The following is a 13,626-nucleotide window of genomic DNA, read 5'->3' on the forward strand; positions in this document are numbered from 1 at the left end:
AGAATTATGAAATATTCAATCATTATATTAATAAAAAAAATAGTTAGGAAAATACTAAGCATTTCTAAAAGAAAGTTATTAAAGGCTAGTAACCTATTTTTAGCAATCATTGATAAACAAGTGCTCAAGAAAGATAATTACTGGATCTTTCCTGTTTATTTTATAGGTGAGGGGCATTTGAGTGATAATATGTTAGCTATTTTTGAAGCTGTTAAAAATGATCCAAAAATTAAGAAAATTATCTTAACAAAAAATATTCCTATTGATGTAACTGGTAAAAATATTAAGGTTTTACCTATGAGGTCACTTAGAGCTGTATATTATTTATTGTGCTCAAATCTCATTTTAGTTCAACACTCTGTATGGTTAGACTTGAAGCAATCATATTTTCAAATAAATAAACCTCTTAAAAGAAATATCATAAACCTTTGGCACGGTATTCCAATAAAACATATAGGTAGTCAAAATATTAATGACCCAATGCCATGGCGTAAATATCCTAGAGTAGTTAATGAAATGGAGAGAACTTATATTATCACATCATCGGATACTGATCTTCAAAATATGGCATCTGCTTTTAATGATATTCCAAAAATGAATTTTTGGATTACCGGTTTGCCTAGAAATGATTTTTTACTTATGGCTGAGCAAAAATTACCTCAAATATTTAAGAATGAGATAAATCTTTTGAAAAAAATATTGGGAGGTAAAAAAATGATTATATATGCTCCAACATATCATGAAAAAAATGTTGGAGGTGAACATTATAGTTTTGCTCGAGATGAGTTAGATAAGTTAAATAATTTTTTAATGGTAAATGATATGATGTTGGGTGTTAGGTACCATCCATACTTACCTCCAGATAACTATTCTTATTTATTTGATTATTCAAATATAACTGATATGTCATCAGAAATTATATCAGATATTCGAGTATTAATTCGAGATGCAGCTATAGTTATTACTGATTATTCAAGCTTATTTATAGATGCTTGCTATATAAATAAAAAATGTATTAGTTTTGCTTATGATTTAAATCATTATAAGACGACACAAAGAGGTTTTTTTTATAGCCTTGAAGATGTTTTTCCTGGTCCGGTATGTAGAAGTTTTGAGGAGCTAATGATAAGTCTATCAAAAACTATTTCAGATTGTGATGAGTATAATCAATTAAATAAAACTAAAGAATTGTTTTTTAAATACATAGATTTAGATAATACCAATAGAGTTGTTAATAAAATAAAAATGGTTTGTCATATTAATAGTTAAACTTTTATGATGGATAAAAAGTTAATTGAAAAAAGGGTAAAACATGTGTGGAATTTTATTTAGTAATAAAACTGGTTTATCAAAAGATAGATTTAAAAAATCGTTGAATAAGTTTTCTTATAGAGGTCCTAATAACAGTGAGATATTAAAAATAGATAATATATTGCTTGGTCACAATAGACTATCTATACACGATTTAAGTTCTAATGGAAATCAGCCTTTTTTTTCTCAAAGTGGTCGATTTGTAACTATTTTTAATGGTGAGATTTATAATTACAAGGAATTAGCTGAAAAGTATAGTATTTTTTTAAAAACATCCTGTGACACAGAACTACTTGTAGAGCTATATGAGAAAATTGGAAAGTCTTTTTTATCTGAATTAAACGGGATGTTTGCTTTTATTATTTATGATCTGAATAATGGTAAATATTTTGCTGCAAGAGATAGATTGGGTATAAAACCTTTATACTTTTGTAAAACAAATGATTACATATCTTATAGTTCAGAAGTTAATGGCCTAAAGTATTTGCATAATCTTAGTGATATAGATGACTGGGCTATTCGTCAGTATAAAAAAGTAAGAATGTTTTTTGGAGGACATACAATATATAAAGATATTAAAATGTTTCCTGCTGGTCACGTCGATGATAATGGATGCGTTGAAAAATATTGGAGTCTACCATATAAGGTAAATAAAAAACCTCCTTCTGATATTGAATTAAAATCATTAATACAATCAGCAATTGATTATAGAAGATCGTCAGACGTCCCTGTTGGTAGTTACCTAAGTGGAGGTCTTGATAGCTCAATAATAGCAACTTTAGCTAAAGAGCCGGATACATGGACAGTAGGGTTTGATGATGATAATGAGTTCTATTGGTCGGATATCGTTGCTAAAAAGATAAGGTCTAAGCATACAAAAGTAAATGTTGATTATGATGAGTTTATTGATACTGCAAAAGAAATGATTGAAATAAGACAAGAACCATTGTCTGTCCCAAATGAAGTCTTATTATATCTTATGACAAAACAGGTATCATCTAAAAACACTGTTGTTTTAAGTGGTGAGGGCGCTGATGAATTGTTCTTTGGATATGACCGGATATTTTCTTGGGCTATGTCTGTAGATAGTTTTTCTATAAGTGAATTTGATAAGTTATACTCTTATGGAAAACATGAAGATAATGAAGTATTAGAAAGCTTATTAAAGCCATATATTAAAGAAAATTATAAGGTTATAGATATAGTTAGTCATTTCTTTCAAGTTGGACATCTACATGGTTTATTAAGAAGGCTTGATAATAGTACAATGCTTTGTGGTGTTGAAGCAAGAGTCCCATTTGTAGACCATAGGTTAGTTGAATTAATGGCTGGTGTTTCTGGAGAGTATAAAATGTCTAATAATATAGTTAAAGCTCCATTAAAAAGAATTTACAAAGATTATTTGTCAGAAGAAATTGTGATTAGAAAAAAAATTGGTTTTCCAGTACCTCTTGATAGAATCTTTAATAGTAATAGCCAGTATGGTGCCTGGCTTGATTTTAATTTAAAAAGTTTGGGGATTTAATATGATTATAGGATATACAACAGGTGTATTTGATCTGTTTCATGTTGGACATGTAAATATGTTAAGGAATGCTAGAAGTTTATGCGATAAGTTAATTGTTGGTGTCACAACGGATGATTTAGTCTTGTACAAGGAAAAGAAATCAGTAATCTCTTTTGAAGAGAGAATAGAAGTTGTAAGATCTTGTAGATATGTTGATGTTGCTGTTCCACAAGAGACAATGGATAAAATTGATGCTTTAAATCGTTATAAATTTGACGTGATGTTTGTAGGAGATGATTGGTACAAAACAGATAAGTGGAAAGTTTTTGATAAGGAGCTAGGTGATAGAGGGATTAGAATAATATATTACCCTTATACAAAAGGTACATCTTCTACATTAATTAATAACACATTAATGTCTTTAAGGAATGAGTAATTATTGAATAGCAAGAAAAGCCACGGATAGAGGCTTAATATAGTGGCAAATGAGCAATGTGGAAAAAATCATAGAAAAATTGAGAGTATAAGTAATCTTTCAAATATTTTCTTATCAATTGTATGACAGCTAGAAAATTTGGATATATAATGAATAAGGGGTTTAATAACTGTCACAAATTGTTAGGGTATATTGAAATGACAGAAAAGAAAATTATTTCTAAATGGGTTGGAGACATAAATAAGCCGACTGTAAGTATTTGTTGCATAACATATAATCATGAACTTTATATAAAAGAAGCATTGGATAGTTTTTTAATGCAAGAAACAAATTTTATTTTTGAAATACTTATAGATGATGATGCATCGTCAGATCAGACTAAAAATATAATAAAAGACTATAAAGAAAGATACCCAAAAATCATAAAACCTTTGTCGAGAAAGAATAATGTTGGTTCGATGACTAATTTTATAGAGAATATCAAGCGAGCGAAAGGAAAATATATCGCATTATGTGAAGGAGATGACTATTGGACTGATCCAAGGAAATTACAGGTACAAATTAATGAGATGCAAAAGTATCCAAAAGTTGGATTAAGTTTTCATCTATCTTCAGAAGTAGATGGTTTAGGTAATATTGTTAGCCCTAAGTTGCAGAATGGAAATAGAATTTACAGCTTCAGAGAGATAATTACAGGAGATTTTCACTTAGTTCAAACAAATACAATAGTGTTTAAAAAAGAAAAATTAGACAATTTAAATTATAAACTATTTTCTCAGAGTCCTGTTGGTGATGTGTGGATTAGAGCTTGTTCTTCAATGCCAAATGGAGCATTGTTCATAAATAAGGTTATGGGGTGTTACAGAGTTTTAAGTGCTGGGTCTTGGAGTGCTTCGATGAATAATGATGAAAGATTTATTGGGTATGCTGAGCGTATGATAAAGAGTATTAATGATTTTGATAAATATTGGGACTACAAATATCATAAGATTTTTTTTATTTATAAAAATAAATTTATTAATATAGTGATTAAAAGAAATATAAGCTTTGAATTAAAATTAGAATTTATAAATAAACATAAAAAAATGATGTCATTAAAGAACTGGTTACAGTGGAGGATTATATATAGTTATCCCAGGATGGAATCTTTTTTGAAAGAATGTAAAAGGATTGCTAGGTGCTAAATATTATAAAGAATAATTTGAATGAATATCAAAAAAATAAAATAAGATCTATATATCATAAGTTTATAAATCTTTTTTATAAAAAAAACATAGGTAAGAATACATTTATAGATAAAAGTGTTAGTGTTCTAGGATGGAAAAGTGTATCTATAGGTAGAAATTCAGCATTATCACAAGATACTTGGATAAATATAAATCATCGCAAGAATCATTCAAAGCAGTGTGTTATAGGAGATTTTTGTTATATTGGTAAAAGAAATTTCTTTTCTGTAGGTGAAAATATTAGTATAGGGTCGTATACAATGACATCGACTGATTGTCGACTTCTAGGCAGTAATCATTTGTTTGATGATCCATATAAGCCTTACATGATAGCTAGTTGTACTAATAAGGATTCTATTATAATAGGAGTAAATGTTTGCTTGAGTTCTAATGTTACAGTCGTAGGTAATGTTAATATAGGACATGGTTCTATAATAGGAGCTGGGAGTCTTGTTAATAAAGATATTCCTCCTTTTTCAATAGCTGTAGGCAATCCTTGTAAAGTTATCAAAAGGTATGATTTTGAAAATAACAAATGGATTAAAGTGCAGAATTATAATAATAAATTAGATTCTTTGATACCTCTTGAAGAAGATTATTTAAATATTTTGAAACAAAATTATTCAGATATTAAAATGCCATTGCAAGCATGTAGTAAAAACTTTGGAGATATATATTGAAAAAAATTCTTATAACAGGAGCTAAAGGTTTTATAGGCAGTAATGTATGTAAATATTTTAAGAATCAAGGTTACATTACTTACGGTATAGGTCATGGGGATTTATCAATTAAAAGATCTCAACAAATAGGTTTGGACTTTTGGCAACAAGGAGATATATCTATATCTGCAATTTTAGCTTTTAATCAAGTTTTTGATGTGATTGTTCATTGTGGCGGTAGCGGATCTGTTGGATTTTCTGTAGAAAATCCTTACCAAGATTTTAAAAAGACAGTTGATGGAACTTTAGAGGTTCTAGAATATATGAGACTTTATAACCAAAAGGCACATCTTATTTATCCATCAAGTCCCGCAGTTCAAGGTGAATGTGCTAATGAACCAATAAATGAAGAATATATAGGGAAACCAGCATCTCCTTATGGTTACCATAAGAAAATAGCTGAAGATTTGTGTCAAAGTTATAGTGAAAAATATAATCTAGTAATTTCTGTCGTTAGGTTATTTTCTGTTTATGGAAAAGGACTTAAAAAACAGTTACTTTGGGACGCTGCTCAAAAAATACAAAGCGCTGAAGAAGAGGCTTTATTTTGGGGAACTGGAAATGAAACTAGAGATTTTATTCATATAGATGATGCTATTGCTTTATTTGAGAAAGTTTTGAAAAAAAATAAAAATTTTTTAATAATAAATGGTGGAGCAGGTATAAAGCTCAGTATTAAGCATGTGATTGAGAATATTAGAGATATAATTAAACCGAGTATAAATATAAAGTTTAATAATCAGATTAATGAGGGAAATCCTATATATTATTGGTCAGATATAAAAAAACAGCACGAATATGGTTTTGAAGTAAAAGTTTCATTTGCTGGGGGATTAAAAGAATTTATCACTTGGACGAAGAATGAAAATGATTAGGGTTGGCTTTATCGGAGATGTTTCAAGAAATTGGATGGGTGGTTTAAATTATTTTAAAAACCTTTTGTATGCTATTAAAAAACATAAAAGTGATGAGTTAGAAGTTTTTGTTTTTGTAGGCAAAAAACAAGACGAAGATATAAAAAACATGTTTAGAAAATATGCTACTGTTATAGAAGATAGTATTTTTGATAAAAAAAATATCAAGTGGATTTTCCATAAAATTGAAAAAAAATACCTAAAATCAAACTATATTTTGGAGCATTTTTTAAAAAATAATAATATAGATGTTTTATCTCATGCGAAAATAGTCAATCTTAAGTCTGTTAAGACTATAAATTGGATACCGGACTTTCAGCACTTTCATCTTCCTGAAATGTTTTCGAAAGAAATTTTAGAAAGTAGAGATAAAGAGTATGTGAACTTAATAAAATATAGTGATAAAGTAATTCTAAGTAGTTATGATGTATTAAATGATTATAAAAAATATGCTACTAATTATGTAAATAAAGCAAAAGTTTTACAGTTTGTTTCCCAACCAAATGAAGAGTATTTTACTTTTGATAACGAAGATGAGAAAAAGTTAAAAGAAAAATATAAAATTAAGTATAAATTTTATTATATTCCGAACCAATTTTGGAAACATAAAAATCATATGGTAGTATTTGAGGCTGTAAAATCAATAATTAATGATGGTGGAAATATTCACATAGTGTGTAGTGGGCACTTAGATGACTATCGGAATAAAACTTACATTGAGCAATTAAAAAAGTTTATACAAGATAATAACTTAATAGAGAACATAAAACTATTAGGTTTAATTGATTATAAGGATGTTTTTTTACTTATAAAATATTCAGAAGCTGTTATAAATCCATCACTATTTGAAGGGTGGAGTTCTACAGTAGAAGAGTGTAAAAGTGTAAGTAAAAATATGATTTTATCTGATCTAAATGTTCATAAAGAACAATACCCAGAGGCTACATTTTTCGAAAAAAATAATATGAAATCGTTAAAGAATATATTAAACGACTATAAAGCTACAGATAGTAACAAAGTTGAATCTCTAGAAGTTAGAACACAAATGTTTGCTAATACCTTCACAGAGGTCGTTAAGGAACTTGTTGACTAATGAATAAATCATATAGCACCACAAAACTACTTACGATAGATAAACCTAGATTACAGAACATTGCTAATGCTGAGTTTGAAAGTTTTTTATTATTACCATTCAATGATAAAAGGATTGCAGATGGTGGACTTCGGACTAAGGAATTATTTAAGTTATCTTATCAAAATAAGCCTCTTATTACTATTGTTACAGTAGTTTTCAATGGAGAGGATTTCCTTGAAGAAACTATATTGAGTGTTATTAATCAAACTTATGATAATGTCGAGTATATCATCATAGATGGTGGCTCTACTGATGGTACGATTGATATTATCAAAAAATATGAGCATGCTATAGACTACTGGGTGAGTGAGCCAGATGGTGGTATTTATGATGCTATGAATAAAGGGATTAGCTTAGCTACAGGTGACTGGATAAATTTTATGAATGCAGGGGATAGTTTTTTTTGTAAAACTGCGATTTTAACATTGATTAAAAGTTCTACAGATAGTGATGTGATTTATGGTGGGCGTAACAATATACACTCTAAATACTCTTTGTTATATAAAGCTAAGCCATTTGAAAAAGCAAAGTTTTGTGTGTCATTTTGTCATCAAAGTTGTATTGTAAGATTATCAGTTCACAAAAAATATTTATATGATACAAGCTTTATAGTATCAGGGGATACAGACTTTTTTTTTAAATTACGAGACTTAAGATATAGATTTAAGAGAGTAGATTCTATTATTTGTAATTCCGATATGTCAGGGGTTTCTTCAATTGTAAATACAAATTTAAGAAAAGAAAAGTTAAGAATCGTTAAGAGATATAAGTTAGGTATATTTTCTTATGTTATATGGGAAATATACAGAACCAGTATAGCCAAGATAAAAAAACTGCCATTTCTTGGAGATGTTTTGATGAGATTTAAATATTTATTATTTAATAAAAGAGATATTTGAAATTGGTGATTAAATGAACAATAGCTATGAAATCGATGTGGTGATACTTTGGGTAGATGGATCTGATGAAAAGTGGAGAGAAAAGAAGAATAAGCATGATATAAGAGAGCATGCATTAGATGAAAACCGTTTCCAAGATTGGGGAACATTGAAGTTTGTACTTCGTGGAATAGAAACATTTATGCCTTGGGTAAGAAAAATCCATCTAGTCACAGAGGGGCATATACCAGGTTGGTTAAAGAAGTCATCTAAATTAAATCATATAACACATGAAATGTTTTTCAAAGATAAAAGTGACTTACCGACATTTAATTCTAATGCTATTGAGTTAAATTTAGGTTGGCTTGAATGTTTAAGTGAACACTTTATCTTATTTAATGATGATATGTTTGTTCTTAAGCCTTGTGAAAAAGAGAGATTTTTTAAAAATGGACTTCCTGTAGATTTTTTTGTGCAATCAATATCAAGAGAAGGACATTTATATAGAATTTTAAAAGGAAAGCCAGAATATAATGAAATGCTAGTCAATAATATAAGTACAATTAATAAACTTTATGTAAAACAGAATATTAAAGATTGGCAATTATTTTCTAAAAACTATAGTCTATTATCTAATCTTTTAAACTTGTTCTTTAAAGTCCAATCTCCTAATAAAATTCCATGGATCAATACTTATCATCATCCTCAAGCACATTTAAAATCGACATTTATTAAAATATGGGAAAAAGAAGAAAAATTTAGAAATACTTCAAAAAAAAGGTTTAGAACAAATAAAGATTTAACTCATTGGTTATGTAGATTTGTTAATTTGATTGAAGGAGATTTTTACCCTTTTGAATTTAGTGACCATCAATCAATTTATTATAGAGAAATAAATGATTTACAAAAAATAAAGGATAGTACAACTTTTTTATGCGTATCAGATGATGTTACAGATGAATTTTCTATGCTAAGTGAAGCCTTAGCTAAATATTTATCTAAAATACTTCCTAAAACATCATCGTTTGAAAAGAATTAACTAGTATTTGAACTACACTAGGTGGTTATAATAAGTTAATTTAAAGAGTTTGTTTGGATAAGCATGTCACGCTAAAATAATTTTGATATATTAAGGCTATTATTAACAATCTTAGTTTTTTGTACATTATTTGAGTTGTTTTTTAACAAAGGTATAGAACAAATATTTGTTAAAATTCGTAGAACATTATAAAAAGGTCTTGAAACAATGTTTAAAGTAGCAGTCTTATTGGCGACATATAACGGTATAGATTATATTTACGAACAGATTGAGAGTATTTTAAATCAAGTAGATGTTGATGTTACTATATTTGTAAGTGATGATTTATCTACTGATGGAACTAAAGGTATTATAGAAAATATATCTGCAACAAATACTAAAATAATAGTACTTGAAAATGTAGGAAAATTTGGTGGAGCAGCAAAGAATTTTTATAGACTTATTAAGGATGTCGATTTTTCTAGTTTTGACTATATATCTTTGGCAGATCAAGATGATATTTGGTATGCAGATAAGCTTATTCATTCTATCAATAGTATAAAGGAGCAAAGTATAGATGGTTATTCTGCAAATGTTTTAGCTTTTTGGGAAGATGGTAAAGAATCAATACTACAAAAAGCAAGTACTCAAGCAAAATACGACTATATTTTTGAACCAGCTGGTCCAGGATGTACTTATGTTTTAAGTCAAAAACTAACAACTGAAGTAAAATCTTTTATAGAGTATAAGTGGAATGAAGTAAACAAAATAGATTACCATGACTGGATAATATATGCATTTGCAAGAGAAAATGGGTATAGCTGGTATATAGACAAAAAAATTAGTATGCGATATAGGCAGCATAGCTCTAATCAACTTGGAGCAAATAATGGTATAAAAGCACTAGCTAAAAGGTTTAAGCTTGTTTTCTCATCGTGGTATAGAAATGAGATAGTAAAAATAATAAAAGTACTTAATTTAGAACTCAAATATAAGTTTTCTCTTTATATTTTAGAAAAAAGTTATCTACATAATATTTTTTTATTAAAATATGCTCATAATTTTAGAAGAAATAAAAAAGAAAAGATATTTTTATTTATTTTAATTTTGATAGGTGCTTTTTAATAAATCTATAAAGAAGTTTAGCTAGTCTATATAATATTGATAATGAATTATAGGAAACTAAAAATGAAAACCTACATATTTGACTTAGACAACACACTTTACTCTTATAAAAATGGTCTATTTGCTAGTCAGCTAGATCGCATGAGAGAGTATATAAAGCTAAAGCTTAAAATCGCCGATAATGAAAAAGCAGATGCTATACGCGATGAGCTTTACTATGAGTTTGGTTCTACTATGCTTGGGATGATGCGTTATCATGGTATAGAGTCTAAAGAGTTTTTAGATTTTATTGATGATATAGATATTAGCCACTTCAAGCCAAATGAAAAACTAAACAAATATATCAATGATTTAAGAAAAAATCATCGTACTTATATATTCACAAATGCTTCTGACTTTCACACCTTTAGAGTCCTCAAGCAACTTGGCTTAGATAAAAGCTTTGATGGTATATTAACAGTAGAAGATACTAACCTTATAGCTAAACCAAAGACAAAGTACTTCGAGATAGGTCGAGATAAATTTGATATTGATTTTACAAATGCGATATTTTTTGAGGATTCATCGCATAATCTAGTGCCAGCTAAGTACCTAGGTATGGAGACAGTATTGATCCATGCAGATGATGATAAGTCAGAAGCTAACTTTTATGATAATCAAGAGATTGACTATTATGTTTCAGATGTTGAGTCATTTTTTGAGGGTAAATATTTGGCTAGTAGGTGATTTTGGCTAATGGTTTAGAGATTTTATCCTGTTAGGGAATGACCGAAAGGCAGAACATACGAAATATTGTAAAAAATCTGTGTAGGGGTTGAGCTGAGTATCAACTCATTATGGGCATGAGCTAAGATGCTAAGAGTTTAGTAGTCGATTGTACCTCGCAAGCATAGTAGCATTACCACTAGTTCCACCGCAGTGTATGTAGACTATTGGTTTTGGTAAATTATCATAGTTTTCTAATAATACTCGCCAAGTTATAGGATCATAAAGTAGCTCAAATTCTATACCTGTTTCTTTAAGAAGACTGTTATAGAGTTGATAGTTTTTTATATCTAATTGTCCAAAGTTTGATTTGAAAGATTCTTGTAGTATCTGAGGGTGTGCTAGAGTGTTATCAATACTATTAAACTGGTCTGTAAGGTATTTATCTGTACCTACACAAGATACTGTATATATTTTTTTGGGTAAATATTTTTCTAAGTATAAAGCAGTAGTACCAGTACCAGATGCTACAACTACACTGTAGTTAGCTATGTTATTATCACAACAATAATCCTTAATCTCATTAGCACAGTCTGCTAGACCAGTCTCAGCATTTGGATCTCTGCCTCCTTGATCGAAGAATAGACAAGTGTCTTTCTTGACACATTCGACTCCACTCAGTGGTTTAGAAAAATTCTGTTGTTCTAAAAGATAGTTTTTCTTTATATTCTCTAGAGTTAGAGTCTCTGTTGTTTCAAAGAGTATCATGCCATTTTTTAGGGCTAAATCGAGATTACCAATTTTTTTCTGCTTTAGAAATTTAGGAAGTGGTTTTATCCAATATTCAAATTGCCAGCCCATAAGTTTTGCAAGTTGAGAAAGAGCAAACATAAAGTTAGACTGATTACCACCAAATGAAACTATCGTTTTTATATGCGAGTATTTTTTAGGTTCATTGATGATATAAGCAAGCTTACGAGCTTTATTTCCTGAGAAGGTTGGGTGAGATAAGTCATCACGCATTATTACAAACTCTTTGTTATCAAAGAAGATTTTTTGAAATAATGCTGACATCTATGTTTGAAATTATTCTTCTAAAAGCTCAAAGTCTTCTTTTGTAACGCCACAGTCAGGGCATTCCCAATCATCAGGGATATCTTCCCATCTAGTACCCGGTGCTAGACCATCTTCCTCACAACCTTCGGCTTCATCATAAATCCAGCCACATACGATACAAATGTATTTTCTATATTCCATAATTATTTTTAAAAAAATTTAAATTGAAAAAGTGAAGGTATTTTAGCATATTTTAGAAGTGTATTTAAACATAGATGTGTTTATAAAAAATATTTAATTTTTAGGCTTATTGACAATATATAAAAATCTTCAAAAAACTTCTTAAACAGTAACATTTTATTACTATATAAAGTATTATTTATATATAACATAATTTTTATAAATAGTTAGAATAAATGCACAGCGAGCCACTCATCCCAATTTTTGTATTTTTAATGTTAGGCATTTTGATTTTTACAATGATAATCAAAAAGCTAAAACAACCTTATGTAATAGCGTATCTTTTTACAGGTATTCTTCTTGGACCTTATGGATTAGATCTTATAAAAGATACTCATAACCTTGAAAGGCTTGGAGAAATAGGCGTGATTTTGTTATTGTTTTTTGCAGGGATGGAGATTTCACCAAGAAAATTTGCGGAAAATTGGAAAGTGCCAACATTAGGTACAATGGCTCAGATATTAGTAACCTCCTTGATAGTCTCATTAGTAGGATTATACTTTCAGTGGTCTATGGCTAAGATTGTACTTTTTGGTTCTGTTATGAGTCTAAGTAGTACAGCAGTTGTACTTAAGCTACTTCATGATGGTGGTACTATGAAGACTAGACTAGGGCAAAATGTTTTAGGAGTTCTTCTAGTACAAGACCTTGCGGTAGTACCTATGTTGATTATTATTGGTTTATTGGGGGGAGAAACACCTCATTTAAGCCAAATACTTACACAAATAGCTGGAGGTATTTTAGTCGTTGGTATTGCAGCTATTATGGCGATTAAGAAAAATATAAAATTTAAATTTATAGCGATGCTTGGTCAAGATGAAGAGATGCGTGTATTTGCGGCATTAATTATTTGTTTTGGAATGGCTGCTATTACAGGGTCATTAAATCTTTCATCGGCATTAGGAGCGTTTGTAGGTGGGATGATTGTAGCTACAGTAGAGGAAACTGAGTGGGTTGGACACAGTTTATCTACTGTAAAAACTATATTTATGGCATTGTTTTTTATATCTATTGGAATGCTAATAAATTTACATTTAGTTTGGCAGTATCTCTTTGGTTTTGTAGTGTTTTTAGTATTGATATTTGTAATAAATACAACAGTAAATACCATAATATTTAAAATGCTAAAACAAAGGTTAGATGAGTCCTTAATTGGTGGAGCAATGCTATCTCAGATAGGAGAGTTTAGTTTTGTGTTGATAACCATGGGGTATTCTTTAAGAATTGTAAACGATAATACTTATGAGTTATCAATTACATTAATTTCATTATCTTTACTATTTAGTCCATTATGGATTAGCTTAGTTAATCTTTATATTAGAAAATATCTTAAGCAAGATAAAAAGGAATCGTAAG

14 protein-coding genes are annotated in these 13,626 nt (G+C 29.0%); 12 read left to right on the forward strand and 2 right to left on the reverse strand.

Annotated features, from left to right (window positions below):
- Positions 1-6: 6 nt before the first annotated feature.
- The 11 genes from CDH04_RS04405 to CDH04_RS04455 all read left to right on the forward strand — a co-directional run bounded on the left by CDH04_RS04405 (position 7) and on the right by CDH04_RS04455 (position 10,995).
- A complete protein-coding gene (locus tag CDH04_RS04405; protein ID WP_112869871.1) occupies positions 7-1,269 on the forward strand; it encodes a CDP-glycerol glycerophosphotransferase family protein in 1,263 nt (420 codons plus the stop codon).
- Positions 1,270-1,312: 43 nt separating this feature from the next.
- Entirely contained in the window at positions 1,313-2,836 is a 1,524-nt protein-coding gene (asnB, locus tag CDH04_RS04410) for an asparagine synthase (glutamine-hydrolyzing) (protein WP_112869872.1), read from the forward strand.
- Position 2,837: 1 nt separating this feature from the next.
- Positions 2,838-3,254, forward strand: coding sequence for an FAD synthase family protein (locus CDH04_RS04415; RefSeq protein ID WP_112869873.1), 417 nt, complete (start codon positions 2,838-2,840; stop codon positions 3,252-3,254).
- Positions 3,255-3,451: 197 nt separating this feature from the next.
- On the forward strand, positions 3,452-4,438 hold the full coding sequence (locus CDH04_RS04420) for a glycosyltransferase (RefSeq protein WP_162699196.1): 987 nt from the start codon (positions 3,452-3,454) through the stop codon (positions 4,436-4,438).
- Complete coding sequence (locus CDH04_RS09880) at positions 4,432-5,160, forward strand: acyltransferase (RefSeq protein ID WP_200164544.1); 729 nt, start codon at positions 4,432-4,434, stop codon at positions 5,158-5,160. The genes CDH04_RS04420 and CDH04_RS09880 overlap by 7 nt, the downstream gene beginning before the upstream one ends.
- Entirely contained in the window at positions 5,157-6,074 is a 918-nt protein-coding gene (locus tag CDH04_RS04430) for an NAD-dependent epimerase/dehydratase family protein (protein ID WP_112869875.1), read from the forward strand. The genes CDH04_RS09880 and CDH04_RS04430 overlap by 4 nt, the downstream gene beginning before the upstream one ends.
- Positions 6,061-7,206, forward strand: a complete 1,146-nt coding sequence (locus CDH04_RS04435) for a glycosyltransferase (protein ID WP_112869876.1) — start codon at positions 6,061-6,063, stop codon at positions 7,204-7,206. The genes CDH04_RS04430 and CDH04_RS04435 overlap by 14 nt, the downstream gene beginning before the upstream one ends.
- Positions 7,206-8,147, forward strand: coding sequence for a glycosyltransferase family 2 protein (locus tag CDH04_RS04440; protein WP_112869877.1), 942 nt, complete (start codon positions 7,206-7,208; stop codon positions 8,145-8,147). The genes CDH04_RS04435 and CDH04_RS04440 overlap by 1 nt, the downstream gene beginning before the upstream one ends.
- A 13-nt stretch (positions 8,148-8,160) precedes the next feature.
- Entirely contained in the window at positions 8,161-9,165 is a 1,005-nt protein-coding gene (locus CDH04_RS04445; RefSeq protein WP_112870896.1) for a stealth family protein, read from the forward strand.
- Between the two features lie 207 nt (positions 9,166-9,372).
- On the forward strand, positions 9,373-10,269 hold the full coding sequence (locus CDH04_RS04450; protein ID WP_112869878.1) for a glycosyltransferase: 897 nt from the start codon (positions 9,373-9,375) through the stop codon (positions 10,267-10,269).
- Between the two features lie 63 nt (positions 10,270-10,332).
- Complete coding sequence (locus CDH04_RS04455; RefSeq protein WP_112869879.1) at positions 10,333-10,995, forward strand: pyrimidine 5'-nucleotidase; 663 nt, start codon at positions 10,333-10,335, stop codon at positions 10,993-10,995.
- A 129-nt stretch (positions 10,996-11,124) separates the two neighbouring features.
- On the opposite strand, the gene CDH04_RS04460 is transcribed toward CDH04_RS04455, so the two are convergent.
- Together CDH04_RS04460 and CDH04_RS04465 are read right to left on the reverse strand one after the other, a co-directional pair.
- Positions 11,125-12,048, reverse strand: coding sequence for a 1-aminocyclopropane-1-carboxylate deaminase (locus CDH04_RS04460; protein ID WP_112869880.1), 924 nt, complete (start codon positions 12,046-12,048; stop codon positions 11,125-11,127).
- Positions 12,049-12,060: 12 nt separating this feature from the next.
- Positions 12,061-12,231: a rubredoxin gene (locus CDH04_RS04465; protein ID WP_112869881.1), complete on the reverse strand. Its 171-nt coding sequence runs from the start codon at positions 12,229-12,231 to the stop codon at positions 12,061-12,063.
- Between the two features lie 215 nt (positions 12,232-12,446).
- On the opposite strand from CDH04_RS04465, the gene CDH04_RS04470 reads away from it, so the two are divergent.
- Positions 12,447-13,625 carry a cation:proton antiporter gene (locus tag CDH04_RS04470; protein ID WP_112869882.1) on the forward strand — a complete coding sequence of 393 codons (1,179 nt, stop codon included), beginning with the start codon at positions 12,447-12,449 and terminating at the stop codon, positions 13,623-13,625.
- Position 13,626: the final 1 nt, after the last annotated feature.

Origin of the sequence: Francisella adeliensis, from assembly GCF_003290445.1 — a bacterium.
Classification (GTDB): domain Bacteria; phylum Pseudomonadota; class Gammaproteobacteria; order Francisellales; family Francisellaceae; genus Francisella; species Francisella adeliensis.